Source organism: Dehalococcoides sp. THU4 (genome assembly GCF_043231265.1).
Lineage (GTDB): Bacteria > Chloroflexota > Dehalococcoidia > Dehalococcoidales > Dehalococcoidaceae > Dehalococcoides > Dehalococcoides mccartyi.
In genome coordinates, this window is sequence record NZ_CP171266.1 from 799,300 (window position 1) to 824,130 (window position 24,831).

The 24,831-nt window shown below is 49.6% G+C and carries 30 protein-coding genes; 20 read left to right on the forward strand and 10 right to left on the reverse strand.

Annotated elements, in window-relative coordinates:
• The first annotated feature begins 8 nt into the window (after positions 1–8).
• From ACE6F3_RS04200 to ACE6F3_RS04215, 4 genes are all read left to right on the forward strand, one after another.
• Entirely contained in the window at positions 9–317 is a 309-nt protein-coding gene (locus ACE6F3_RS04200) for a hypothetical protein (protein ID WP_392654517.1), read from the forward strand.
• Positions 318–331: 14 nt separating this feature from the next.
• On the forward strand, positions 332–1,246 hold the full coding sequence (locus ACE6F3_RS04205; RefSeq protein ID WP_392654518.1) for a phage major capsid protein: 915 nt from the start codon (positions 332–334) through the stop codon (positions 1,244–1,246).
• Positions 1,247–1,320: 74 nt separating this feature from the next.
• Positions 1,321–1,524 carry a transposon-encoded TnpW family protein gene (locus tag ACE6F3_RS04210; protein WP_392654519.1) on the forward strand — a complete coding sequence of 68 codons (204 nt, stop codon included), beginning with the start codon at positions 1,321–1,323 and terminating at the stop codon, positions 1,522–1,524.
• Between the two features lie 55 nt (positions 1,525–1,579).
• Positions 1,580–3,250 carry a DUF4368 domain-containing protein gene (locus ACE6F3_RS04215; RefSeq protein ID WP_392654520.1) on the forward strand — a complete coding sequence of 557 codons (1,671 nt, stop codon included), beginning with the start codon at positions 1,580–1,582 and terminating at the stop codon, positions 3,248–3,250.
• Between the two features lie 95 nt (positions 3,251–3,345).
• On the opposite strand, the gene ftsH is transcribed toward ACE6F3_RS04215, so the two are convergent.
• Both ftsH and ACE6F3_RS04225 read right to left on the reverse strand, forming a co-directional pair.
• Entirely contained in the window at positions 3,346–5,160 is a 1,815-nt protein-coding gene (gene ftsH, locus ACE6F3_RS04220; RefSeq protein WP_041223332.1) for an ATP-dependent zinc metalloprotease FtsH, read from the reverse strand.
• 71 nt (positions 5,161–5,231) lie between these two features.
• Positions 5,232–6,062 carry a TIM barrel protein gene (locus tag ACE6F3_RS04225; RefSeq protein ID WP_058292218.1) on the reverse strand — a complete coding sequence of 277 codons (831 nt, stop codon included), beginning with the start codon at positions 6,060–6,062 and terminating at the stop codon, positions 5,232–5,234.
• A 113-nt stretch (positions 6,063–6,175) separates the two neighbouring features.
• Between ACE6F3_RS04225 and rsfS the strand changes: the two genes are divergently transcribed.
• Positions 6,176–6,526 carry a ribosome silencing factor gene (gene rsfS / locus ACE6F3_RS04230; RefSeq protein WP_231935573.1) on the forward strand — a complete coding sequence of 117 codons (351 nt, stop codon included), beginning with the start codon at positions 6,176–6,178 and terminating at the stop codon, positions 6,524–6,526.
• Here the strand turns inward: rsfS and ndk are convergent, their stop codons facing one another.
• The 4 genes from ndk to thiL are packed head-to-tail and all read right to left on the reverse strand — an operon-like array spanning position 6,527 to position 9,811.
• Positions 6,527–6,955, reverse strand: a complete 429-nt coding sequence (gene ndk, locus ACE6F3_RS04235) for a nucleoside-diphosphate kinase (RefSeq protein WP_010936172.1) — start codon at positions 6,953–6,955, stop codon at positions 6,527–6,529.
• A gap of 9 nt (positions 6,956–6,964) precedes the next feature.
• Complete coding sequence (gene tsaB / locus ACE6F3_RS04240; protein WP_392654523.1) at positions 6,965–8,335, reverse strand: tRNA (adenosine(37)-N6)-threonylcarbamoyltransferase complex dimerization subunit type 1 TsaB; 1,371 nt, start codon at positions 8,333–8,335, stop codon at positions 6,965–6,967.
• Positions 8,313–8,804, reverse strand: a complete 492-nt coding sequence (tsaE, locus tag ACE6F3_RS04245) for a tRNA (adenosine(37)-N6)-threonylcarbamoyltransferase complex ATPase subunit type 1 TsaE (protein WP_077975078.1) — start codon at positions 8,802–8,804, stop codon at positions 8,313–8,315. Before tsaE ends, tsaB begins: the two co-directional genes overlap by 23 nt.
• On the reverse strand, positions 8,801–9,811 hold the full coding sequence (gene thiL / locus ACE6F3_RS04250; protein ID WP_392654524.1) for a thiamine-phosphate kinase: 1,011 nt from the start codon (positions 9,809–9,811) through the stop codon (positions 8,801–8,803). The genes tsaE and thiL overlap by 4 nt, the downstream gene beginning before the upstream one ends.
• Positions 9,812–10,102: 291 nt before the next feature.
• Between thiL and ACE6F3_RS04255 the strand changes: the two genes are divergently transcribed.
• From ACE6F3_RS04255 to ACE6F3_RS04295, 9 genes are all read left to right on the forward strand, one after another.
• A complete protein-coding gene (locus ACE6F3_RS04255) occupies positions 10,103–10,879 on the forward strand; it encodes a class I SAM-dependent methyltransferase (protein WP_010936176.1) in 777 nt (258 codons plus the stop codon).
• A gap of 1 nt (position 10,880) precedes the next feature.
• Positions 10,881–11,648 (forward strand): class I SAM-dependent methyltransferase, encoded by a 768-nt coding sequence (locus ACE6F3_RS04260; protein ID WP_041341302.1) that lies wholly within the window; start codon positions 10,881–10,883, stop codon positions 11,646–11,648.
• A 1-nt stretch (position 11,649) separates the two neighbouring features.
• A complete protein-coding gene (locus ACE6F3_RS04265; protein WP_010936178.1) occupies positions 11,650–12,744 on the forward strand; it encodes an iron-containing alcohol dehydrogenase in 1,095 nt (364 codons plus the stop codon).
• Positions 12,728–13,648 (forward strand): prenyltransferase, encoded by a 921-nt coding sequence (locus ACE6F3_RS04270; protein WP_324665489.1) that lies wholly within the window; start codon positions 12,728–12,730, stop codon positions 13,646–13,648. The genes ACE6F3_RS04265 and ACE6F3_RS04270 overlap by 17 nt, the downstream gene beginning before the upstream one ends.
• Positions 13,648–14,250: a class I SAM-dependent methyltransferase gene (locus ACE6F3_RS04275; RefSeq protein WP_010936180.1), complete on the forward strand. Its 603-nt coding sequence runs from the start codon at positions 13,648–13,650 to the stop codon at positions 14,248–14,250. Before ACE6F3_RS04270 ends, ACE6F3_RS04275 begins: the two co-directional genes overlap by 1 nt.
• A gap of 113 nt (positions 14,251–14,363) precedes the next feature.
• Positions 14,364–15,110, forward strand: coding sequence for a metallophosphoesterase (locus ACE6F3_RS04280; RefSeq protein WP_233417660.1), 747 nt, complete (start codon positions 14,364–14,366; stop codon positions 15,108–15,110).
• Between the two features lie 19 nt (positions 15,111–15,129).
• On the forward strand, positions 15,130–16,005 hold the full coding sequence (rsmA, locus tag ACE6F3_RS04285) for a 16S rRNA (adenine(1518)-N(6)/adenine(1519)-N(6))-dimethyltransferase RsmA (RefSeq protein ID WP_324665486.1): 876 nt from the start codon (positions 15,130–15,132) through the stop codon (positions 16,003–16,005).
• On the forward strand, positions 15,999–16,853 hold the full coding sequence (gene ispE / locus ACE6F3_RS04290; RefSeq protein ID WP_324665711.1) for a 4-(cytidine 5'-diphospho)-2-C-methyl-D-erythritol kinase: 855 nt from the start codon (positions 15,999–16,001) through the stop codon (positions 16,851–16,853). Before rsmA ends, ispE begins: the two co-directional genes overlap by 7 nt.
• Positions 16,854–16,908: 55 nt before the next feature.
• A complete protein-coding gene (locus tag ACE6F3_RS04295) occupies positions 16,909–17,406 on the forward strand; it encodes a rubrerythrin family protein (RefSeq protein WP_058292211.1) in 498 nt (165 codons plus the stop codon).
• A gap of 75 nt (positions 17,407–17,481) precedes the next feature.
• Here ACE6F3_RS04295 and ACE6F3_RS04300 read toward each other — a convergent pair whose 3' ends face one another.
• The 3 genes from ACE6F3_RS04300 to ACE6F3_RS04310 all read right to left on the reverse strand — a co-directional run bounded on the left by ACE6F3_RS04300 (position 17,482) and on the right by ACE6F3_RS04310 (position 19,858).
• Positions 17,482–17,721 (reverse strand): hypothetical protein, encoded by a 240-nt coding sequence (locus ACE6F3_RS04300; protein ID WP_010936185.1) that lies wholly within the window; start codon positions 17,719–17,721, stop codon positions 17,482–17,484.
• Positions 17,722–17,805: 84 nt separating this feature from the next.
• The gene (locus tag ACE6F3_RS04305; RefSeq protein WP_010936186.1) at positions 17,806–18,615 is read right to left on the reverse strand and encodes a potassium channel family protein; all 810 of its coding nucleotides are present in this window, start codon (positions 18,613–18,615) and stop codon (positions 17,806–17,808) included.
• A complete protein-coding gene (locus ACE6F3_RS04310; RefSeq protein WP_324665482.1) occupies positions 18,602–19,858 on the reverse strand; it encodes a CCA tRNA nucleotidyltransferase in 1,257 nt (418 codons plus the stop codon). The genes ACE6F3_RS04305 and ACE6F3_RS04310 overlap by 14 nt, the downstream gene beginning before the upstream one ends.
• Before the next feature lie 80 nt (positions 19,859–19,938).
• Here ACE6F3_RS04310 and ACE6F3_RS04315 point away from each other — a divergent pair, with 80 nt between their 5' ends.
• The 5 genes from ACE6F3_RS04315 (at position 19,939) to ACE6F3_RS04335 (ending at position 23,683) form a co-directional block, all read left to right on the forward strand.
• Entirely contained in the window at positions 19,939–20,856 is a 918-nt protein-coding gene (locus ACE6F3_RS04315) for an ABC transporter ATP-binding protein (protein WP_324665480.1), read from the forward strand.
• Positions 20,853–21,620, forward strand: a complete 768-nt coding sequence (locus tag ACE6F3_RS04320) for an ABC transporter permease (RefSeq protein WP_324665478.1) — start codon at positions 20,853–20,855, stop codon at positions 21,618–21,620. The genes ACE6F3_RS04315 and ACE6F3_RS04320 overlap by 4 nt, the downstream gene beginning before the upstream one ends.
• Before the next feature lie 48 nt (positions 21,621–21,668).
• Positions 21,669–22,220: an AAA family ATPase gene (locus ACE6F3_RS04325; RefSeq protein ID WP_041341319.1), complete on the forward strand. Its 552-nt coding sequence runs from the start codon at positions 21,669–21,671 to the stop codon at positions 22,218–22,220.
• Complete coding sequence (locus tag ACE6F3_RS04330) at positions 22,217–22,690, forward strand: cytidine/deoxycytidylate deaminase family protein (RefSeq protein WP_010936191.1); 474 nt, start codon at positions 22,217–22,219, stop codon at positions 22,688–22,690. The genes ACE6F3_RS04325 and ACE6F3_RS04330 overlap by 4 nt, the downstream gene beginning before the upstream one ends.
• An 87-nt stretch (positions 22,691–22,777) precedes the next feature.
• Positions 22,778–23,683, forward strand: a complete 906-nt coding sequence (locus ACE6F3_RS04335; protein WP_077975086.1) for a diacylglycerol kinase family protein — start codon at positions 22,778–22,780, stop codon at positions 23,681–23,683.
• A 65-nt stretch (positions 23,684–23,748) separates the two neighbouring features.
• On the opposite strand, the gene ACE6F3_RS04340 is transcribed toward ACE6F3_RS04335, so the two are convergent.
• Positions 23,749–24,261: a deoxyuridine 5'-triphosphate nucleotidohydrolase gene (locus ACE6F3_RS04340; protein WP_010936193.1), complete on the reverse strand. Its 513-nt coding sequence runs from the start codon at positions 24,259–24,261 to the stop codon at positions 23,749–23,751.
• Positions 24,262–24,475: 214 nt separating this feature from the next.
• On the opposite strand from ACE6F3_RS04340, the gene ACE6F3_RS04345 reads away from it, so the two are divergent.
• Positions 24,476–24,784, forward strand: a complete 309-nt coding sequence (locus tag ACE6F3_RS04345) for a zinc-ribbon domain containing protein (RefSeq protein WP_324665473.1) — start codon at positions 24,476–24,478, stop codon at positions 24,782–24,784.
• Positions 24,785–24,831 lie beyond the last annotated feature (47 nt).

Consider the following 24,831-nt stretch of genomic DNA (forward strand, 5'->3'; position numbering starts at 1 on the left):
AAAACATCATGAATTATCCACTTAATTCGCTAAACAAGGAAGGCACTCTGCTTCTGCCGCAGCATTCGTACTACTCAGACGAATATGCACAGTCACACTGCGACCTGTATCTCTCAGATGAGTTTGAGGGCGATGCCTACCACAACAACATCAAACAGCTCTATCGCCTCCACGCTAAAGAGCCTCACAACATTGAAATGGCACTTGCCTACGACATCAAGTGCCCGCATTGCAGCGGTCGACTCAAACAAGTCGGACGTCAGCTCAATTATCACGACCTCGGCCTCTATGAGTGCCCGGCCTGTAACAAACATTAAGGAGGATTTTTACCATGTATACAACTGAAAGCTACTCCAAGGCATTTTGGAACAGCATGAAAAGCAACCGCATAGACGATATCTCCCTCAACGAGGGCAGGAACACAACCAATGGCTCATATTTTCTGCCGTCACAGTCTGCTGAAAAATACAAGGCCGCTCTTGAAAAAGAGAACCTGTTCCGCAGACTGGCTACGGTAGCCAATGTCCCGTCGAGCGGTGGACGCATTATCACATCAGATACACCCATTGACGCCGCTTGGATTGGCGAGGGCGGTTCGGTGCCAGAAGCGGAGTTGGCGGTCACCCGCTTTATGCTCGATGAGTATAAACTCGCCTGCATCACCATGTTGGACAGTGATTTTGTTAGGGACACCGGATTTGACATATCCAATTATCTGACCCTCGACTTCGCCCGTATCTTCGGTAAAGCCGAGGAGGACTCATTCCTCAACGGTGACGGTGTAGACAAACCCAAGGGCGTTCTGCACGCAACAGAGGGCGCTGATGTTGGCGTTACAGCTGCTTCTCCTACAGGTATCGCCTTTGATGAAATTCAGAGGCTGTACTTCTCGCTGAAGCCGGAATACCGCTCCAATGCGGTATGGGTCATGAACGATGAGACGGCTCTGGGACTGCGCGACCTCAAGGACAGCACCAATAATTTCCTCTGGCGCGGTGCAGCGGACACGCTGCTCGGCAAGCCTGTGGTCATATCCAATCATATGCCCTCTGCGGCAAGCGGCAAAAAACCTGTAGTATTCGGTGATTTCAAGTATTACTGGATTGCTCAGCGCGAGCCGCTGTCCGTCAGGGCTTTGCACGAAAAGTACCTGTTTGCCAATAAAATCGGTTACTTGGGCATAGAGCGTCTTGACGGATGCCTGATTCGCTCCGAGGCAATCAAGGCTCTCCAGATGGCAGAATAACAGCTTGCAGCGGCGCTTGATCTCACACTTAGGCTCAGCACCGTTATCCATAACATAGACAGGAGGTGTCGCTTATGAGCGAAAAATTGAATAGCCGTATCACCCGCAAAACCATAGGCGGCACCGTCTATGTTGTGGAATCGATGGTGAGCGATACGGCGCGAGAAACGGTGTACGACAAGTTAAAACGGCTCGTATTGACGGGCGCGAAAAGCCGCAAAAATATATCAGATAGTTCAGATTTATATCCGAAAAACTACTCGACTTCTTCAAAATAGTACGGTAATATACACGATGCCAACCGCTTGAAGACTGTCGGAAACGGAGGATTATATGTATAGACAGTCAGCAATAAGCACCAGCCGTAGAACGGCTGCGGTATCCGAAGCAGAGAAAATAACGGCTCTCTACTGCAGATTGTCCCGTGACGACGAGCTTGCGGGAGACAGCAACAGCATCGTGAATCAGAAAGCTATCCTCAAAAAGTATGCAGATGATAATGGCTTCCACAACACCTTGTTCTTTGTTGATGACGGATTCTCAGGTACGAATTTTGAAAGGCCGGATTTTCAGCGCATGATAGCCGAGATGGACGAAGGGCGAATCGGCGCGATTATCGTAAAGGATATGTCGAGGCTTGGTCGTGATTATCTGAAGGTCGGCTATTATACCGAGGTCGCATTCCCCAATGCCGATGTTCGCTTTATCGCCATCAACAATGGCGTGGATAGCGCCAACCAGCAGGACAGCGATTTTACTCCCTTTTTGAATATAATAAACGAGTGGTACGCCAAAGATACCAGCAAGAAGATACGCGCTGTGTTCAAATCCAAGGGACAGTCCGGCAAGCCGCTCTGCACGAATCCGCCATACGGGTATGTGAAGAGCGCCGAGGACAAGCTAAAATGGGTCGTTGACCCGGAGGCCGCCGATGTGGTCAAGGACATTTTCAAGATGTGCATGACAGGGCTGGGTCCTACGCAGATTGCAAGAAAGCTGGAACAACGTTGTATCGAGGTTCCGACAGTACATCTGAACGGAATGGGTATCAATACTCCGGCGAGACAGCCAGAAAATCCCTACGCATGGCAGTCACGGACGGTCGCGGACATACTCGCGAAAATGGAGTATCTCGGACACACGGTCAATTTCAAGACCTACAAAAAGTCCTACAAGAGCAAGGTCAAGGTGTGGAACAATCCAGAGGACTGGGAGGTTTTCGAAAATACTCACGAAGCCATTATCGACGAGGCTACATGGGACATCGTTCAAAAAATCCGTGAGGGCAAGCACAGACCGTCACGCCTGGGTGAAATGGGCATCCTGTCCGGCATGATGTTCTGCGCCGACTGCGGCGCGAAGCTGTATCAGGTCAGAGCCAACGGCTGGACGCACGACAAGGAATATTTTGTCTGCGCTACATACCGTAAGAAAAAGGGCTTGTGCAGTTCACACCAGATTCGCAATGTGGTCATCGAGGAGCTGGTGCTGGACGATTTGAGGACGGTTATATCCTTTGCAAAGGAACATGAGCGTGAGTTCGTTGAGCTTGTCAAAAAGGATTCCGAGAAAAAACACGCCTCTGAAATGCGTCTGGCGCAGAAGGAATACGAGCAAGGGCAGTCACGGATTGCCGCACTGGACAAAATCATGCAGCGCCTTTACGAAGACCATGTGATGGAGAAAATCTCGGAGGAGCGTTTCCGCAAGATGTCGGACGATTATGAAGCCGAGCAGAAAAGCCTGACGGAGCGGGCTTCAGTGCTGAAAACCACGCTCGATGCCGCGAAGGAGCAGAATCTGAACATCGACCGCTTCCTCAAACAGGTCAAGGGCTACACTGACATCACGGAATTGGACGGTGAAATAATACGCGAGTTCATCGAGAAAATCATCGTCTACAAAGCCGAAAAGGTCGATGGTGTCCGCACCCAGCGCATTCAAATCATTTACAACAGTATCGGAGCAATCGAAGTTCCGAGAAAGCATGAAAAAACGGCATAGCCGCAATTCACGACTATGCCGGATTTTTCAGAGATTAGAAATCCCTATGGTAGGACGCCTTTTAGGGGTGGCTTTTTGATTATTCAGGCGGGATATCAGGCAGATTCTGATACGGGAAACTCACCTACAAACAGGTTTTCCAGTTCAGCCCCTTCCAGGGTTTCTTTTTCAAACAGCTTCTCGGCAATGAACTTCAGGCGGTTTTTATTTTCGGTGAGTATAGTTTTAGCCTTTTGATGGGCTTCTTCAATCAACCCGCGGACTTCTTCGTCAATCATATCGGCTACTTTTTCGCCGTAGTCTTTCTGTTCGGATATCTCACGCCCCAAAAAGACCATTTCTTCTTTGTTGCCAAAGGTGCGCGGCCCCAGTTTGTCACTCATGCCATAGCTGGTGACCATCTTGTGGGCAATATCGGTAGCCCGGCGCAGGTCATCTGAAGCACCGGTGGAAAGTTCTTTAAAGGTCAGCTCCTCTGCTACATACCCGGCCAGCAGCCCGGCCATCATGGCCTTGAACTGGGAGCGGGTCATCAGGTAGCGGTCTTCGTTGGGTAGCTGGCGGGTATGCCCCAGGGTCATGCCTCTGGCCACAATGGATATTTTGTGAACAGGGTCAGCCCCCTGTACCAGCCGAAGCACCAGCCCGTGTCCGGTTTCGTGGTAGGCGGTGACCTCTTTTTCCTGGGTGCTTATGCGGCGGCTCTTGCGTTCCGGCCCGGCAATAACCCGGTCAATGGACTCTTCAAGGTCTTCGGTCTCAACCACTTTGCGGTTCTTGCGGGCAGCCAGTATGGCGGCCTCGTTAAGAAGGTTAGCCAGGTCCGCACCCGAAAAGCCGACCGTTTGCTTAGCCAGATTTTCCAGATTAACCGTATCTGCCAGGGGTTTGCCCTTGGCATGTATTTTGAGTATGGCTTCGCGCCCGGTTATATCCGGTTTGTCCAGCACCACTCTGCGGTCAAAACGGCCGGGGCGGAGCAGGGCGGGGTCAAGGATATCAGGGCGGTTGGTAGCCGCAATGACTATTACGCTGGTATCGGTATCAAACCCGTCCATTTCCACCAGTATCTGGTTAAGGGTCTGTTCGCGTTCGTCATGCCCGCCGCCCAGTCCGGCACCGCGCTGGCGTCCGACAGCATCTATTTCGTCTATAAAGATAATGCAGGGGGCATTCTTTTTAGCCTGGTCAAACAAATCACGCACTCTGGAAGCACCCACGCCCACAAACATTTCCACAAACTCGGAGCCGCTTATAGAGAAGAAGGGAACTCCGGCTTCTCCGGCAATAGCCTTGGCCAGCAAAGTTTTACCCGTACCGGGGGGGCCTATCAGCAAAATACCTTTGGGAATGCGGGCACCCAGCGCCTGAAACTTTTCACGGGATTTCAGGAACTCTACTACTTCGCCTACTTCCTGTTTGGCTTCGTCTACCCCGGCCACGTTGGCAAAGGTAATGGTGGGCTTGTCCATATTAAAGAGCTTGGCCTTGGAGCGGCCGAAAGAGACAGCCTGATTGTTGGCGCCCCTGGCCTGGGTAAAGATGAAGATGAGCAGGCCGCCGAATATCAGGAAGGGCAGATAGGTAAGAATCATAGTGCCCCAGTCCAGTCCGCCTGCCGGCTGGATATTTACCTTGACATCAGTCAGGTCCAGGCCTTCAATATCGTAAATACTGGCAATGTATTCCTTTACGGTGGACAGTTTTGTGCCGTCAGTGGTAGTTACCTCTATATTTTCACTGTCAACTGTAATTTCGGCAATCTTGTGTTCCTGAGACAGGGTTATTATCTGGCTCAGAGGCACTTCCTCCGGTTTCTGGGAGTTCGGCACCAGAAACGAAAAGATTGCTATGATAGCCACCAGCATCACGATATAAATAATGGTGCTGCGTTTCCAATTTGAATTCATTTGGTACCTCAAAATTTCATGTAATATGGGACATATTAAGTAAATTATAGCATATAAGGATTGCGTCGTCTTCAGGCCAGAGAGAAGTAGGTCTCTTTAAGAAGCAGGGCATCTTCCTCCAGATTAGGGCTTTCGCATATTACCAGCCCGGCACAGCCTTTGTCACGAAGGCAAAGCAGCAGTTCTTTATAATTGAAATCTGACTCAGCCAGATTCAGGTGCTGTCTTTCGCCTCGGGGTGAGTAATCTATACCGGAAATGTGTATATGCATATTTTTAAGGGCGCTTTCACCCAGGTAATCAGCCATAGTGGTTAGCATAAAACTGAACTCGGAATAAGAGTTGAATTTGCCGGTGCGGGCATGGTAATGGGAAAAATCTATAGTCGGCAGCAGGCCGGGTATCTCGCTGCAAAGTGCCATAGTCTCCTTAAGGTCTCCGAACTGGGTGACTTTGCCGCTTACTTCGGGGCGGAGGCTTATCGGAAAGCCCTCTTCCCGAAGACGCTGGGCAACAGGGCGGATGTTATCCCGTATAGCTTCGTAGGCGGCAGAAGGCGAATCCGTCAGGTAAAAACCGGGGTGGAATACCAGTGACCCCGCCCCGCACAGAGATGCCGTTTTGGCGGACTGATACAGAAGGTGCTGGCTCATTTTAACCTTGTTTTCTTCCACTGCATTAAAGTTCAGGTAGTACGGGGCATGGGCGGACAGCTTTATGCGGAGAAGTTCTGAAAGTATGCGTACCGGATTGGTATCCGGGGCTTTCATATATACCCCGCGGACAAACTCTATTTCCATGCCATCCAGCCCCAGCTCTGCCACCCGGTGGATACCGTTCTGGGTGGTGTGTTTGGGGGTGGAATAGGGAATGCCGGCGGTGCCGAAAAGTAAACCTGCCATAGGGTATAAGTATATCAGATGTGTTCGGCATTTAAAAAACCTAAGGCCTGTTTTAGACTTATTACAGCCCGCAGCGGGTTGTATGCTATACTAAAAACAGATTTTTGGGGAGGGTGCACTTGGAATCAATAGATATTGCCCGGCAGATGGTAAGTATAGCCAGTGAGAAACAGGCTGAAGATATAATCCTTTTGGATGTCAGGGAGTTGGTTAGTTACTGTGATTATTTTGTGCTGATGAGCGGCGCTTCCGGCCGTCAGCTTTCGGCTATTGCGGATACGGTTGAAAAGACCTTTAAACCCCTTAAAATAGGGCCGCGCCACCGTGAAGGTGACGCGGATTCAGGCTGGATACTGCTTGATTTCGGCGGGGTGATTGCCCACATATTCACCCCCGAAATACGCTCTTATTATAAGCTTGACCGTCTCTGGGAGAATGCCCCCAAACTGGTTTCTGTCCAGTAACTAACGGCGGTCGTAGTTTACCAGTTCGCTTTCGCTGAAAAACAGGCTTATTTCATGTTTGGCGTTTTCAGCCGAGTCTGAGCCGTGGACAGTATTCTGCTCTATATTTATACCCAAATCTCCCCGTACCGTACCCTTTTCAGATTTGGCAGGGTCAGTGGCGCCCATAGCCTTGCGCATTTTCTCAACGGCATTTTCGCCCTCAAAAACAGCGGCTACAATAGGGCCGGAGGTAATGTAAGTGACCAAATCCTTGAAAAAGGGGCGTTCCCGGTGGGGGGCATAGTGCTTGTCAGCTAAAACGGCGTCCATCTGGAGCATCCGCAGGCCAATCATTTTCAGCCCCAGTTTTTCCATTCTGCCCAGTATTTCGCCGGACAGGCCGCGGTTAACGCCGTCAGGCTTAACCAGTAAAAGTGTTCTTTCCATATTTCTCCTTTATTTAGCGCCGGCCAAACCTATAAAACCGGCTATATCTTCTACACTAATCTTGCCCAGGGTGTCAACTATCATATCAGCTTCGCTCAGGGCTTGGGGTTGCTGGCTGTTGGTAACAGCTATGCATTTCATACCGGCTTTCTTGGCGGCTTCCACTCCGGCAGGTGCGTCTTCTATTACCAGGCACTCTTCCGGGCTGGCGCACAGTCTGGCGGCCGAGAGCAAAAACACCTGGGGGTTGGGCTTGCCCTTGGTGACATCTTTTTCGCTGACTGTAGCCAGGAAGTAGTCCCCTATACCCAGTTTGGTCATAACCAGCTTAATATTGGCCAGCGGTGCCGAAGATGCAATAGCCATGCGGTAACCGGCTGTTTTCAGGGATTTTAAAAGTTCTATCACGCCGGGAAACAGCTTTATCTCCTGCCCGGCGTATTCACGGAAAAGGTGTTCCTTGCGGTCAGCCAGAGCGTGGATAGTATCCGCGTCTGACTTTTCACCCAGCACCGAGTAAATTATCATGTCATTCCGCAGGCCGAAGGTACGGTAAAAATCTGCTTCGGAAAAAGTATAACCTATCTCCGCAAAAGTAGTCTGCCATGCCCGCATATGAAAGGGGGCGGAATCTGCAATTACCCCGTCCATGTCCCAGATAACGGCTTTGTTTTGGGAAAGCGGCAGGCCGGTGCGGTGTTTGCGGGGGGATATCTGGGGGCGGCGCAGGTAAAGCGGCTGCAAACCGGCAGGGCTGTCAGTCAGGCCGTCTTCAATCCTCTTTTTAGCCAGCCGTGCCAGCGAGGCTGCCCTTGAAGGGCGTATATCAGCCGGGGCAAATACTGCTTTTTTATCTCCAAGCAGGGCTTTAAGCTCGTCTTGGGTGCTTTGGCTTATCGGCCCGCAGATAACACAGGGTTCACTGACTTCAGCGGCCAAATCAGCCAGATTGGTGATATAGGGTTTAACCTCTTCTTTTAAGCCTTCGCCGTCCTTTTGGTAAACCGCTGCGGCATATTCCTGTTGCCCTGAGGGCAGTAATGCCCACACCTTAAGGCCGCTTGCCAGATAGGGGTAGGCGGCCAGTTCCAGTGTGCCGATACCGCACAAGGGGATATCCAAAGCAAAAGCCAGGCTTTTGGCGGTACTCAGGCCTACTCTTAAGCCGTTAAAACTGCCCGGCCCTATGGAAACCGCAATGGCGGAGGCATCTTTAAGGCTTAGCCCGGCTGACTCAAGCAGCCACTCCAAACGGGGCAGCAGCTCTACCGTCTGGTTCTGATGGCTTAGCCAGTTGTACTGGGCCACTATTTCATTATCTTTAAGAATAGCCAGCCCGGTGTCCGGGGTGGCGGTATCAATGGCTATTAAAACCGGCATCCTTTACCCTCTGTGCAATCTCATTTAGCAGCTCTTCATAGCGGATACCCCAGGCAGACAGGGTCAGTTTCCGCTTATTTTCATCCAGATAGGCTATTTCTATCCGCAGGTTTTCCGTAGGCAGCAGCTCATCGGCCTTGTCAGCCCACTCAACCACCGTTACTCCGCTGCCGTAAAAATAGTCATCCAGTCCCAGTTCCTCTATTTCTTCGCTCAGGTCCAAACGGTATAAATCTATATGATACAAAGGTACCCGCCCGTACATCTCACGCACCAGTACAAACGAAGGGCTCAGGGCATTTTCGGTAACATCCAGTCCCTTGGCTATTCCCTGGGTCAGGTTCGTTTTGCCTGCTCCAAGGTTCCCCACCAGGAAGATAATATCCCCGGCTGATGCCAGTCCGCCTATTATCTTGCCCAGGTCTTGGGTTTGCCGGGTACTGTGACTTACCAGTTCAAGTTGGTTCATTTCGGTTTTTTAAAATGCTCCCAGCCGTTCTTTTCCGGCTGAAGGGCCCTCCCATCTTTATCCACTAATTTCAGTTCATCCGGTTTACCCGGAATAATCTCACCTATAATAGTAACCGGTATAGGGCTTTGGGCTGATATCTGCTCTATCACTTTGGCCGGGGCAGTAAATAACAGCTCGTAATCTTCCCCCCCGTAAAGTGCCATGTTTTGGGCTTGGAGAGGGCAGCAAAGACGCAGGCTGGGGTGGATAGGCAGCCTCTCAAGCTCAATTCGGGCACTCACCCGGCTCTGCCTTAGTATATGCAAAAGGTCAGCCACCAGCCCGTCACTGATATCTATACAGCAATGACCCCCCTCTTTTACCAGCAGCCGGGCTTCATTTATCCGCGGTTCGGGGCGGTAAAAAGAGCGGTAAAATATCTCCCGGCTTTCTTCTGGAACTTCAGTTTGGTTTAAAAGCATATCCAACCCGGCGGCGGCATTGCCCAGATAACCGGTAACAGCTATTTTTTGTCCTGGCAAAGCCGTGTTCCGGGTAAGCAGCTTGTCCGGGTTTTCTGCCGAACCCAGCAGGGTAACCGCCAGATTTATTAAGGAGGATTGGTTGGTATCCCCGGCTATTATGGCCGTCTGGTATTTGTCAGCCAGGCTTCGCATGGCGTTATAGCAGTCTGTCACGCTGGAAACGAGCGTATCCGGCGGCAGGTCAATATTCACAATAGCATATTGGGGGACTCCCCCCATGGCGGCAATATCGCTTAGGTTTATCGCCAGGGCTTTGTAACCTAAGTCTGCCCAGTTAAGCATACGGCGGTTGAAATGTACGTTTTCAATAAGGCTGTCCACTGTGACCAGCTGGTATCCCTGAGGCCGGAAAACAGCCGCATCGTCACCAATATCCAGTATCAGGTTTTGACGGGCAGGGGTGGTTTCATCTGTTTCCTGGTGCAGAAGTTTGTTCAGCTGGTCTATCAGCTGGCATTCGCCTATGTCAGAAACCTTCATAATGCAAGGATTATACCATTTTCAGCTATCGCCTGCAGGGTCTAAAACAAGCGTTTTCTAAAATTCAAGGAGGGGATTTTTTAGCTTTGGCTTACGTATGGGTTGCGATGGGAATTAACCTTGACAATTAGTACATTGAGGAATATTATTGATTTTTGAAATCGCCATTAGTGTGGCGTTTTTGTTTGGCACTTACTCAAAAAAGCTGAGTTTTGTCATTGGTGGGTTCCCCGTTTCAATGACTTCAGATATGGAATATGTCTAAATAAATGCTTCAAAAGGTGATAGCTGATGAGTAGTTTGGCCGAAGCGCCTATCCATGACCCCGGATTTGACTCTGAAGAGGCGCATAAACGTAAACAGTACATGGTTGACTTGTTCGTAGTCCAAGCAAAAAACTACGATTTCCATGATGATGTTTTCGGGCTTTATGCCCACCGTTTCTGGATGCGGACCGTTCTTAAGATAATGGGGCGGTTTCTGAAAGACCGGAAACATGTTGATATGCTGGATTTGGCCTGCGGCACCGGCTTTGTTACCTTCAATACAGCCAGAAACTTTGACAATGTTGACATAGAGGCCTTTGATATCAGCCCGGATATGCTGGCCGTTGCCAAAGAACGCTACGAAAAGTATTTCAAAGGGCGGAATATCAAGTTCTGGCGGGGTGATGCCGAAGTTCCCTTTGGCGAAGAGAAATATGACCTGGTAACTACCAGTTTTGCTTACCGCAACTTTGCCAACAAAGGCATTGCCACCGAAAACGTTTTCAATGCCCTGAAGCCAGGCGGTCTGTTTATTATTCAGGACCTTACCAAACCCGAACGCCACCCCATGCGCGGGTTGTATATATTCTACATGAAGTATATCCTGCCGGTGCTTACCGGTATTCTGGGCACCGAAAAATCCGCTGCCCGCTGGCTTTACAAGTCTGCCATGATGATGCCCACTAACGGGCAGATTGTAAAACTGATGGAAAGCAAAGGCTTTGAGAAATGCCAGTACAAGAGCCTGTCACTGGGTATTGCCTGCGTAATCTGGGGTTTCAAGCCGGAGAAATCAGAATAAGATGAGCAGTGTGAATGTAAGCGTAAAAGACCCCGGTTTTGAGTCTGAAGAGGCTCAGGCCCGCAAGCGTTATATGCTCCAGCTGTTTGGCTTTCAGGCCAAACACTATGATTTGCACGATGATATTATAGGTATGGGTATTCACCGCCGCTGGGGCAAAGAGATGGTTTTAGAGATACTGACCTATACCCGCAATATGCCCCAGGTAAAAATGCTGGATTTGGCCTGCGGGACCGGTTTTGTTACCTTTAACACTCTGCATTACATGAATAATGTGGATATAGACGCCTTTGATATTACCCCTGAAATGGTGGAAGTAGCCAAGGGGCGGCTCAAGAAAAACTACCCTGACCGCAATGTGAAGTTCTGGGTGGGTGATGCCGAGGTACCCTACGGGGATGCCAAGTACGATGTTATCGGCACCTGCTTTGCCTTCCGCAATTTTGCCAACAAAAATCTGGCGGCCTCTAATATTTTTAAAGCACTTAAACCGGGCGGTCTGCTGGTTTTGCAGGATATGACCAAACCCGAAAAACAGCCCTTCCGCGGAATTTACCTGTTTGCCTTGAAAAACCTGATGCCCATCATGGCCCGGATAATAGGCACAGAACGCAAATCAGCCCGGTATCTGGCAAACTCGGTGCTGGCCATGCCCAGTAACGCGGAAATAATGTCTATACTCCAGAATCAGGGTTTTATAAATATCAAATCCCGCTATCAGAGCGGTGGTATGGGTACACTGACCGTGGCCTATAAGCCGGAGAATTAAAATGGGTAAAGTGGATACACTGGCTTATGACATTGGGAATAACCGTACCCGCCACGTATATATAGGCAGTGACATACTGGGTAGTCTGCCCGAATATGCAAAACAGCTAAATGCGGACAAGTTTTTTATAATAACTGATTCCAATCTGGAAAATATTCTAAAAGATAAAATCAAAGATTTGCTTTCCGGGGTGACCGAAACCCACCTGCTGGCTTTCCCGGCCGGTGAAGCTTCAAAAACTCTGTCTACCCTGGAAGACATAGGCTCAAAAATCCTTGACCTCCGGGCTACCAAATCAAGCGTTATCGTCTGCTTGGGGGGCGGAGTAGTAGGGAATCTGGGCGGCCTTACCGCCGCACTCCTTTTCAGGGGGTTGCGCTTTTTCCATATTCCTACCACCATGGTTGCCCAGATAGACAGTGCCATTGGACAAAAACAGGCTGTTAACTACAAAATGGGTAAAAACCTGTTCGGACAGTATTATGCCCCTGAGTTTGTCTTTATAGATTTTAATTTCCTGCGGACTCTGCCCGAACGCCAGATACGGGCGGGTTTGGCCGAATCTGTAAAACACGGCTTGTGCCAGGAATCCTCCTTTTTTGACTACATTGAAGAACACGCCGGTGATTATTCGCCGGAAGTTATAGATTATATCTCCCGCCATACCATAGAGCTGAAGCTGGAGCTGCTTAAGATTGACCCCTTTGAGGGCAAGCTTGACCCCCAGCTGGAGCTTGGGCATACCATAGGCCATGCGGTAGAGATTATTAAAAACGGCCAGCTTTTGCATGGTGAGTCCATTGCTATCGGCATGGTGGCTGAGGCCGCCCTTTCCTGTGAGATGGGCTATATGAAGCCCGAACTGGCCGCTAAAATAGAGCGTATTTTCAAGAAGCTGGGTTTGCCCACCCGTATTCCGGCGGATGTTCCTCTGGAAGGGGTGCTGGAAGCCCTGCGCTATGATAACAAACGCCGTACTGCCCGTACAGACTTCTTTTTGCTTGAGGATTTTACCCGTTTCCACAAGGAAAATGGTAAAATAGGTACCAAGGTTTCTGAAGAGGTTTTGAAGAAAGTTCTTGAAAGCGCTTACTAGCGAACGTCCGGATTTTCAGGACTGGATACAGGCCGCCCGTCTCAAGTTCCTGCCCCAGGGTGTAATGCCGGTGGTAATAGCCGGCGCTTTGGCTTTTTCTGAAGATACCTTTGACGTAGTCAACTTTGTAGTGGCCTTTTCAGCCGCTGCCGCTGTTCAGATTGGCCTTACCATGTTTAATGACACCCTTGATTATGTTTATGGCACTGATTGCAAACATGCTGATGCCAAAAACCCTTTTTCCGGCGGGAGCGGGGTTTTTACCTGCGGGGTTATAAAGCCCCGCCAGTCCCTCCTGGTTATCTTCTCTCTGTATTTCTTCGCCCTGCTGTGTGCCATTTATATGGCGCTGGATATGGGCTGGGGGGTTATGTGGATTGCCGTTATCGGGGCGGCTATTTCCATACTCTATTCTGCTAAACCCATGCGTCTGGCTTACCATGGCCTGGGTGAGCTGATGATGCTTATCGGTTACGGGCCGGTGCTGACAGCCTGGGGGTATTTTGTGCATACCGGTATGGTTAACCGGGATGTGCTGCTGATAGGTGTTATACCGGGCTTGTGCATGTGGGCAATGATACTTATAAATGAGATACCTGATTATCAGGAAGACAGGGCAGCCGGTAAACGTAACCTGACTTATCGCCTGGGGCCTAAAAATGCCAAAAATCTTTTCAGTCTCTCTTTGGCAGGCCTTTACACCTATATACTGGCACTTGTATTTACCGGGGTGATGCCCCCGCTTTCAGCCATATCCTTAGGCGGTATCCCTCTGGCAGTTATGGCTGTCAGGATTGCCCACCGCTATTATAATGACCCCATAAAGGTAGCCATGGCCAATAAATTGATGGTCATAATATATTCGGTCACAACTGCTACGGTGGCCATAGGGATGTTGACATAATGGTAGCCCCCAGTTTTTTTGAAAAAGTTGCCCCGGTATACGAATTTTTAACCCGTATGTTTATGCTGGGTACATTTGAAAGTGCCCGTGACAGAATGCTGAATGAAGATACCTCGGCTTTCAGTGTCCTTGACCTGTGTACCGGTACCGGGTATATTGCCAACAAAATAGAAGCAAAGCGGATTGTGGGTTTAGACCAGTCTGTCCAGATGATGGCCCTTAATGACCGCACCAAACGCCCCAACAAAACTCTGGTACGGGGAAATGCTTACCATCTGCCGTTTGAAGACGGGGAGTTTGAGCGTATTTATTGCTCCAGTGCCAGCCACGAGTTTAAACTCTTCGGTAAAGTACTGGCGGAATGCTTCCGTACCCTGAAGCCCGGCGGCAAAGTGGCTGTTTATGATATTTACCAGCCCAAAAACAAGTTTTATTCCCTGATAGTCAATACTATATACCGTTATCCTGTTGAGCATAATATTATGTGGGTGCATACGCTGGAGGAATGGCGCAAGCTTTTGACCGAAGCCGGTTTTGAGGTAGAGGAGCTGGAAGCTGTGCGGGGGGTATTTGTATTTGTGCGGGCCCGTAAACCTGTTTAAACAGTAAAAAGTTATAGATATATTACAAACAGGCCTTATCCAAGGCCTGTTTTATTTTTCCGCAACAGGTATAGCTAAAAATGGACAGTGGGCACTTAACAAAATAGTACCTTATGGTATCATTAGGTATGCGTTATGCTGTTATGGCGGACATACATGCTAATCTGGAGGCATTAAATGCTGTTCTGGAAGATGCCGATAAAAGGGGCGCTGCCGGGATATGGTGTTTGGGGGATATTGTAAATTATGGCCCTGACCCGGTGGCCTGTCTGGAAATACTGAAAAGCCGCAAACATCTGGCTGTAGCCGGTAATCATGACCTGGCGGTTGCCGGTAAGATAAACCATTCTCTGTTTGCGCTGGAAGCCGCCCGGGCTCTGGTTTGGACCAGAAACCAGCTGTCCAGCACTATGATTGATTATCTGGCCTCTTTGCCGGAGGTTGTAGTTGAGGGTGATTTTACCCTGGTGCATGGCAGTCTGCGCCGCCCGGACTGGGAGTATATAAGTACCCCCCAGATTGCGGCTGAAAATTTCGGGCTTATGAGTACCCCTTATTGTCTGGTGGGGCATACCCATATGCCTTATGTCTTTACTCCCGGCCAAAGGGGTATTTGCCGGGGTATGCCGCTTATGGCAGGCAGTATGCAGCCGCTCCGCCAGACCAGTCTGATAATCAATCCCGGCAGTGTCGGCCAGCCGCGGGACGGCAACCCGCAGGCCAGTTACGGTATTTACAACGAAGAAGCCCGTACTTTTTGTCTGTACAGGGTGTCTTATAACATAACGGCTACCCAGAAAAAGATGCAAAAAGCCAAATTGCCCCAGTTTTTATCAGCACGATTGAGCAAAGGGAGCTAAATCCCTATAATAGAGGTACATGGAGAAAGACGCACCTCTGGCAGCTACTGGTACACCTTCACTTATGGCTCAGGCCAAAGAGATGATGGAGGGCTATACCCTCAGGGCCCGCAAAGGGTTGGGGCAGCATTTTCTGATAAGCCAGGGCGTGCTTAATAAAATACTACTGGCTGCAGATTTGAAACCCACGGATACGGTTATTGAAGTGGGGCCGGGGCTTGGAGTACTTACCGAAGAACTCCTTAAAAAGGCCGGGCAGGTTATAGCGGTAGAGCTGGATGACAAGCTGGTAACTGCCTTGACCGAAAAATTTAAAGCCTATCCTAATTTCAGGATTATCCATTCAGATATACTTAAAACCAGCCCGGCGGAAATACTGGGTCAAAATATTCCCTATAAGCTGGTGGCCAATCTTCCGTATTACATAACCTCAGCCGTACTTCGCCAGTTTCTGGAAGCTAAGGCCAAGCCGGAACTTATGGTGGTCATGGTACAAAAAGAGGTGGCCAAAAATATGGTCGCTCAAACAGGGGACATGGGTCTTTTAACCCTGAGTGTGCGGTTTTACGGCAACCCTTCGCTGGTATCAGTAGTGCCGGGCGGGGCTTTTTATCCTCCGCCGGAAGTGGATTCGGCTATTGTAAAGGTAGCTATCCCCCAGGCAGCCATTATGCAGGGGGTGTCTGAGGCTGATTTTTTTAAACTGGCCAGAGCCGGTTTCGGCACCCGCCGTAAAACCCTTCTTAACGCTCTGGCACAGGGACTGGGTGTATCCAAGCAGAGTGTACTGGCACTGCTGAACAGGGCAGGTATAGAACCCGCCCGCCGGGCAGAGACCTTGAGTATGGAGGAGTGGAAAATGTTATGCCTGGTGTACACGGAGAACCCATGCTGACACTGCTGGCTCCGGCCAAAGTCAACCTGAGTCTGGAAATCCTCTACCGCCGGAATGACGGGTACCATGAGCTGCGGAGTATTATCCAGTCACTCAGCTTATGTGACCGCCTGTCTTTCAGCCCGGCCAAAACAGTGCAAATAAGCTCAGACAGCCCGGATTGGCAGGCTGAACATAGTCTGGTTTCCAAAGCTGTGGCCTTATTTAGTGAAAGGTGCGGGCAGGGACGCGGGGTAAACCTGACTATAGCCAAGCGTATTCCCCTGGTTTCGGGGTTGGGGGGAGACAGTTCCTGTGCGGCGGCTGTTTTAAAAGGGCTTAACAAGCTGTGGGGGTGCGGTTATCCGCGCTGGCGGCTTATGGAACTGGGGGCAGAGCTGGGTTCTGACGTGCCGTTTTTCATGATGGGCGGTACGGCTATGATGGAAGGACGGGGAGAAACCGTAACCCCCCTGCCCACTCTCAATCAAATGTGGGCGGTTTTGCTGGTTCCTGAAATAGAAATGCCGCCGGATAAAACTGCCGCTCTCTACCGTAATCTGCATACAGATAGCTTTAGCAGCGGGGAAATAAGCGATAAACTGCTGGAAGATATATGTCAGGGTAAGCTAAGCTACAGTTCGTGTTTCAATGTATTTGAAAAAATAGCCTTCACCCTTTTCCCTGATTTGGCCAAATATCGCTGGCAGTTTCTGGAAGCCGGGGCTTACCAGATATTTTTAGCCGGAGCAGGCCCGACCCTCTTTACCCTGCTTAAAGATAAAAATATGGCTGAGAAGATATACCATAATCTGTGCCAGAAGGGGCATCAGGCTTATCTGGTATCCACTTTAGGGCCACTGGATTGATGGGTGGCATAGAGGTATCATATAAATATCATTCAAATATCAGGGAGGTGTTTTAATGTCCAGTTCCGAAAATTTGTCGGCTGCTTTTGCCGGTGAAAGCCAGGCCAACCGTAAATATCTGTTTTTTGCTGATAAAGCTGAGAAAGAGGGTTTTGCCCACGTAGCCCGTTTATTCAGGGCTGCAGCCGAGGCAGAAACTGTCCATGCCCGAAACCACCTTAATGCTCTGAAAGGGGTGGGTGCTACTGCGGCTAATCTCTCAGCGGCGGTTGAGGGTGAGAGTTATGAATTTACCAGTATGTATCCGCCTTTTATCAAAGAAGCTGAGGCCGAAGGAAATTCAGCAGCCCTGCTTAGCTTTAACCACGCTAATAAGGTAGAAAAAATTCATCACGGGCTTTTTGAAAAAGCGCTGGAAGAAGTAAAGTCCGGTGTCAAAGCCCCGGACCAGGTATACTATGTATGTCAGGTTTGCGGTAATACCGTGCTGGGTGAGGCTCCTGCCCGCTGTCCCATCTGCGGGGCACCCGCCTCCAGTTTCAAAGCTGTCTAGGAGAATTTTTTTACAAAACCAAGGGGGCAGATATCTGCCCCCTTTTGTATTTTCAGGACTGCTTTTGTGCTAAGGTCAGGTAAGGAAAATATCCTCCGGTTTGGCTGCAAATTCCTGCCCGCAGATACTGCAGCAGAAAAGCACCCGCTCTACTTCGTTATCTTTGCGGTCAATGCGGGCTACTGTTCCGTCTCCGCCGTCCTTGGGGCAGGTGGCACAGAGTATATATCTGAACCCGGTTTCGGGGTCGCGGCTGGAGACCAGGCCCTGGGATAAAAGCTTGTTGGTTAGCGCCAAATCCTTTTTTATCTGCATATTATAGTTTCCCCTCTTTGTTTGTTCACTTAGTATATACTCCTAGAGACATTTAGGGTATCCCCGGAATTAGCCTAAGGGTTTTTAGTGTTTTGGTATTTCCTGCCCGCAGACGGGGCAGATGTGTTCGTTCAGTTCCTTTTTCCTGCGGAATTCTTCCAGCAGCCCAGCGGATAAAATGGCGGTCGGCAAAGCGAAGACAGCCAGCCCCAGTACAGCGATAACACTCCCCAGAAATTTCCCCAGTGCGGTAATGGGGTAAATATCACCGTAACCTACCGTAGTCATGGTCATAACAGACCACCACATGGCATCAGGTATATTTTTAAACACTTCCGGCTGAGCCGGGTTTTCCACGAAGTACATCAGGCTGGAAGTAATAATAACCAGCAGCAAAATAATGGAAAAAGATATTATCAGGGCTTCTCTGCGTTCGCGGAGTACGTTTAGAATCATGTGGGAGGTTTCGTTGAAACGCTTCAGATGGCTTAAGCGGAATAACCGCAGGAGCCGCAGGGTTCTCAAGAAACGCAGGTCTACGCGTATAAGGAACGGCAGGTAGAAGGGCAGGATAGCCAGTAAATCCATCAGCACCAGCGGGGATAAGGCAAAGCGTATCCGTCCGGTAAAAGGGTGCGAATACTTTGGCTCAACGGTGCAGCTCCACACCCGCAAAATATATTCCAGGCTGAATACCGTCACTGAAAATATTTCAAAACTATGAAGCAGGGTATGATAATCACGTGCAATGGTATCTACCGAACCGAGTATAACCGCCAGAACATTTAAACAGATAAGGCTGATGATAAACCAGCTGATAAACTTGCGGGGCTGGCTTTCAAAGCCAAAGGTCAGCAGGTCGTGTACCTTTTTCATAGTATCATGACTGGTCATCTGCTTGTCTCCGTTTTACATAATCTATTTCATCTGCCCGGCTGGTTAGCTGGCCGTCAAGCTTCAAAAAGAGCAGTTCTCTTAGTATAGTTTGGATAGCCGGGCCGGGTGCAAATCCGAGGGCAATCAGGTCAGCTCCTTTTAAATGCGGCTTTATATTTGAAAGTTCTTCCTCAAAAAGTAATATATTTTGCCTGACCAGAGGGTTGTCTGACGCTATATAAAAACTCTGCCGGGCCTCTTTCCGGCATTTTACCAGTATCTTGTACAAATGGCTGGGTCTAAGGCCGGTTTTTTCCAGTTTGGGTAGATTTTCAGCCAGATACCGGTAATCACCCAGACAGCCGGTAATATATTTACCGGGGTTAAGCCCGGTTACCAGGTTTTCTGCCTGAAGTTTATTCAGACGGGCAGAGAGCAGGCAGTAATATATTACCCTGGGTATACATGTGCCGTATATTTTTCTGGCTTCGACAAATTTTTCCACCAGCCAGCCATCAGCCTTTACATCTGGCAGGCTGTACCTAAGGACGCCTGTTTCCTCTGCTTTCAGGAAGATATTTTCAGGTTTGGCTTCTTCCAAAACACATTCTATCTCATAGCGCAATCTGTCAGCACCTATCAGCGGAATTAGCTGCATATCACGCTTAAGCAGGACAAGAGTCTCAGCCGAAATATCAAAACCGAGCCGCTCCGAGTAACGCAAAGCCCGCCAGATGCGGCTGGGGTCATCCTGGAAGCTTTTCGGGTGGAGTACGCTAAGTTTGCCCTGTTTCAGGTCTGTAAGCCCGTCATAGGGGTCTACAAGGCAGCCGAAATCCTGTTGGCTAAGGCTTATGGCCATGGCGTTTATTTTGAAATCCCGGCGAAACAAATCTGCCTTGATATCGCCTGCGCCTACTTCCGGCAGTTTGCCGGGGGCGGGGTAAACTTCGCTTCGGGCGGTAGTAATATCCAGTTTAAAGCCGTTTATATCTGCCGAAAGGTTACCAAAGCGGTGGTGCAGGGTGGTTTTGTATGAAGTGCCCTGAAGCAGGTCTTGTCCGAACCGGATAGCGTTTGCGGTAATTACCAGGTCTGCATCTTTAGGGGGGGTGTCCAGCAGGCAGTCCCGTACCAGCCCGCCCACCAGATAAAGAGATGCCTTTTGGCTGGCGGCCAGTTCAGCTGCCGCCAGAATAAGCCGGTTTATTTCTGGCGGCAGGCGGTTTTTTAAAAAACTTCTCAGTTTTTCAGTGTTCATTTAAAGCCAATTATAGCACAGCTTCCTGCCTGATTTTATTGCCGAGATGGGCAGTTACTGGTATCATTTTAAGTAATTTTATGAGTACTCCTGCTATCAAGGTTTCCAATCTGGTCAAAAGGTACAAAGACTGCACTGCTCTGGACGGGCTGAACCTGGAGATAGAGCAGGGAGAGTGCTTTGGCCTTTTAGGGCCGAACGGAGCGGGTAAAACCACTCTGGTACGCATACTGACTTCACTTACTCCCTCAGATTCGGGTAAAGTGGAGGTGATGGGGCTTGACCTGGCAGACCACCTAAGGCAGATAAAGGCCATGTTCGGGGTAATACCCCAGCTGGACAATCTGGATTCTGAGCTTTCGGTAACTGAAAATCTGGTCACCTTCGCCCGTTTCTTTGATATAAAAGCAGCTGATGCCCGCCGAAGAGCCTCTGAGATACTGCATCTTTTTAAATTGGAACAAAAGGCTAATTCCGAGGTAAAGGCCCTTTCGGGCGGTATGCGGCGGCGTTTGCTGCTGGCCAGAGGGCTTATGAATAACCCCGGCATTATTATTCTGGACGAACCTTCGGTTGGTCTTGACCCCCAGTCCAAATATCTGGTCTGGCAGAAGCTGAAGGAATTAAAAGCCGGCGGAATAACCCAGCTCCTTACCACCCAGAATATGGATGAAGCGGCGGTACTGTGTGACCGGATAGCCATAATGCATCAGGGCAGAGTGCTGGACATGGATACCCCCAAGGGGCTGGTGGACAATCACGTAGGTCACTGCCTTATGGAGATAGAAGTCCGCCCGGGTGAACACGAGGCCATAATAGCTGAGTGTATGCGGCGGAGGCTGGATTTTGAAGATTCCGGCCTCATTATCCAGGTGTTCCGCTGCGGCGAGGATAACCTGCTTGACGAACTTAAGGCCCTTGGCTGGAATGTATGGCAGCGGATAGGCACACTGGAAGACGTATTTTTGCGTCTGACCGGGAAGGGGCTGGTGGAATGAACTGGCCTACCTACCGTGCCTTTTATATGTGGCTTCGGAATTACGATGTTTTTATCCGTTTGTTCTGGTCTATAGCTCCGGGGTTTATAATTGAGCCGGTAGTGCTGCTGGTGGCACTTGGTTTCGGCTTCGGGTCATTTATAGGGGATATAAACGGCCAGCCGTATATGGAGTTTATAATACCGGGTGTTATTGCCAGCTACGCCATGACCAGCGCCACCTTTGAGTGTACCTATAACGTCTTTTTCCGCATGGACTTCCGAAAAACCTATGACTCCATACTGGCTACCCCAATGAATATAAGTGACGTGGTAACCGGGGAAGTTTTGTGGGGAGCTACCCGCTCCATCATAACAGCCTGTATTATCCTGCTGGTGGCCGCCCTGTTCGGTATTATCCATTCGCCGCTGGCTCTGCTGGCGCCTGTTTTTGCGGTGCTGGAAGGTATCATGTTTGCCAGTATGGGTGTTTTCTTTGCTTCCATAGTCCCCTCTGTTTACAGTTTTAATTATTATTTTACCCTGTTTATCGGCCCGATGACCTTTTTCAGCGGGGCTTTTTTCCCGGTTTCCAGCTTTCCGGAGACGGTTCAGGTTATTTCAAATATTGTGCCTCTTACCCCGGCGGTCAGCCTTATACGGGGGGCGGTCAGTGGTGACTTTGCGGGGGTAAATGTGGTAATCTCGTTGCTGGCGGTTATCGGGGTGTCAGCCGCCTTTTATATAGCTACCCTGTTCAGCATGAAACGCCGGGTTATGGAATAACCCTTTAAATAGTCTGGGGTTTTTGGATAATATACAAAGGAGCGGGAGATGAAGGTAATTGCCCTGGTGGGCATGCCGGGGGCGGGTAAGACCGAAGCCTCGCGTATGTTCAGTAAAAACGGTTTTATACGGATACGCTTCGGAGATATCACTGATGAGAAACTTCGCGAACTGGGGTTGCCCCTGAACGAGGAAAATGAACGCAAGGTGCGGGAATCACTCCGCAAGCAGTACGGCATGGAGGCTTATGCGGTGCTGAACCTTAGCCGTATTGATGAAAACCTGAAGAAAGACAACGTGGTGGTGGACGGGCTGTATTCATGGGAAGAGTACAAGTTTTTAAAGAGCTACTATAAAGACCAGCTGATTGTCCTTGCCATTTCTTCTTCACCCGCCACCCGTTATTCCCGTTTGTGCGAAAGGGCAGACCGCCCTTTGAATTATGAAAATGCCGTTTCCCGTGATTACTCTGAGATAGAAAATATAAACAAGGCCGGGCCGATTGTCATGGCGGATATTACCCTTCTTAACGAACTGGATTTAAAAGATATGGAAAAACAGGTAAAGAAGCTTAGCCTGGAACTGCGGGCAGACGTATGAGCCGCCCGAATGCAGACGAATATTTCCTGAAGATAGCGGCGGTGGTTGCCGAACGTTCTACCTGTGTCCGCCATCATGTCGGGGCGGTAGCCGTAAAGGATAAACATATTCTCTCCACCGGTTACAACGGGGCACCGGCCGGTCTGACAGACTGTCTGGAACTGGGCTGCCTGCGTAATCAGAACGGCATACCATCGGGTACCCGCCATGAGATTTGCCGGGCAGTCCATGCCGAACAGAATGTTATTATCCAGGCGGCTTTGCACGGCACCAGTCTGGAAGGGGCAACAGTGTATGCCACCCATACCCCCTGTGTGCTGTGTGCTAAAATGCTGACCAATGCCCGTATCAAACGCTACGTTAGCTACGGCAAATACGCAGATGATTCATTTATAGATATGTTCAAACAGGCAGGGATAGAGGTAGTTATAAAAGACCGCCCCCCCGGCATAGTAGAATATCTGGACTAAGAAGTATCAAAAATGGTCAAAAATTCGGAATAGCCAAAACGGTATTGCAGTGTTACAATTAGTGCATACCAATGTGAGTTAAAGTATTTGGTAGCGAAAGTAATAGTTAACCCGGTGGCGGGGGCAAAGTCCACTGAACAAAAATGGCCGCATATCAGCAGGCTTATGCGTGATATGGGCTTTTCTTATGATTTCCAGTACACCGAAAGCCAGGGGCATGCTATTGAGATTGCCCGTGATGCCGCCTTAAACGGTTATCCTTATCTGGTAGCGGTGGGCGGTGACGGCACTATTAACGAAGTAGTTAACGGTATTCTGACCGCCAGCCATGACCAAAAAACCCTGATGGGGGTGGTGGATACCGGCACCGGCAATGATTTTGTGCGTTCGCTGGGCCTTGACGGTAATTATCTCCATTCCTGCCAGCATTTGCTCAGCCCCAAGCACACTTTGGTGGATGCCGGTCTGGTAACATTTCAAAAAGATGGCCGTCAGGTCAGTCGCTTCTTTGTAAACGGGGCAGGGGTGGGCTTTGACGCCGAGGTGGCAGCTACGACCGAACATATGCCCAAAGCTCTGGGCGGCACTATCCCCTTTGTCATGGCTCTGGCAAAAACCCTGCTTGGATACCGTAATAAAACTGTAGATATAGGGCTGGATGAAGATAACTATACCCGGCGTGTTTTAAGCGTGATTGTAGCCAACGGCAGTTATTTTGGCGGCGGCATGAAGGTAGCCCCGTCCGCCCTTATTACTGACAGCCGGTTTGATGTTATCACCCTGGGTGACGTAAACAAGCTGGAAATCCTGCAAACCTTCCCCAAAATCTACAAGGGTACTCATATTACCCATCCCAAGGTAAAAACCGAACACGCCCGTTTTGTGAGTATTAGTTCTGAAGAGGGGCTGTATCTTCAGGCAGACGGGGAGCTTTTAGGTAAAACCCCGGCAACCTTTGAGGTCTTGCCTCAGGCACTTACCATGGTTTTCTAGATTCGCCCCTGCTGTTTTTCTCTTTCACTAAAAACCGGGACTATCTGTCTTGTTCTCGGTTTATTCTAGCTTTTATTTTCGTTCTGATAAATGCCGCAGTAGCCGCCGGTTTCGGCATTCAGCTTGAAAAATACCAGCTGAATCAGGCGGGTATTCCGTTCCAGTATCAGCCCGGCTGGATTATAAACCACCAGCAAAGACTCACTCCGGCCGGAATAACCGGCATCCCATACCGCTGTATTGACGGTGCAGCCGCTGCGCAAAAGTGATGAGCGGGGAGTAGCCAGGGCCATAACGTCTTTGGGAATGTTTACTACTTCGTTGTATACCACAGAGTAGATGCCGGGCATCAGCTTTATCTGGTTATTACAGTCAAACTCAAGGGGATTATTTGAGGGCAGTTTACGGCGGGCATTGTCTGTGGGCAAAACGCCTTCGCCTTCCAGAGTGCGTACCTGTTTCAGGCTCAGGTCAAATCCGTTCGGCTGCAGCTGGTTTTCCAAATCAGGGTAATTTTCCAGCAGGGGTTTGGCTGACTTTATAAGACGGAGTATTTCTTCTCTGGCTAAGGCCGTCATTGGCGTTTCTCCCGTATATTTTTTTAAGTGAATTTAACACAATACAGGCACTTCGGCAAATTTATTTTGGCGTTAACATAAAAAAGCACTTGACACTGCGCTACTATTTATTGTATACGTATTAAAGCTAGCTTGGTTCCGAGGCGGTTAATTGGGAGTCTGTGTCCATAGACTGCGCTGGAAACAAAGCAATTTATATCAAGGAGGTGCAGTCATGGCACAGGACAAAACTTTGGTCTGTCGTGATTGCGGCAATGAGTTCATTTTTACCGCCGGTGAGCAGGAATTTTATGCTTCCCGCGGCCTGAAAAATGAACCCAAACGCTGTCCCGCATGTCGTTCCGCCCGCCGCTCTGAAAACAGGGGTGAAGGTGGTGAAAGAAGGACATATGAAGTAGTGTGTGCCGCGTGTGGCGTTCAGACAACCGTTCCTTTTGAGCCTACTGAGGGCCGCCCGGTTTATTGCAAAGACTGTTACGCTAAAACAAAAGAAAGCGAAATAGTCTCCCTTTTATCCCGGTAAAATTAAATCAGACTCATGCTTGCAAGGGTTTCTTACAAGTGTGAGTC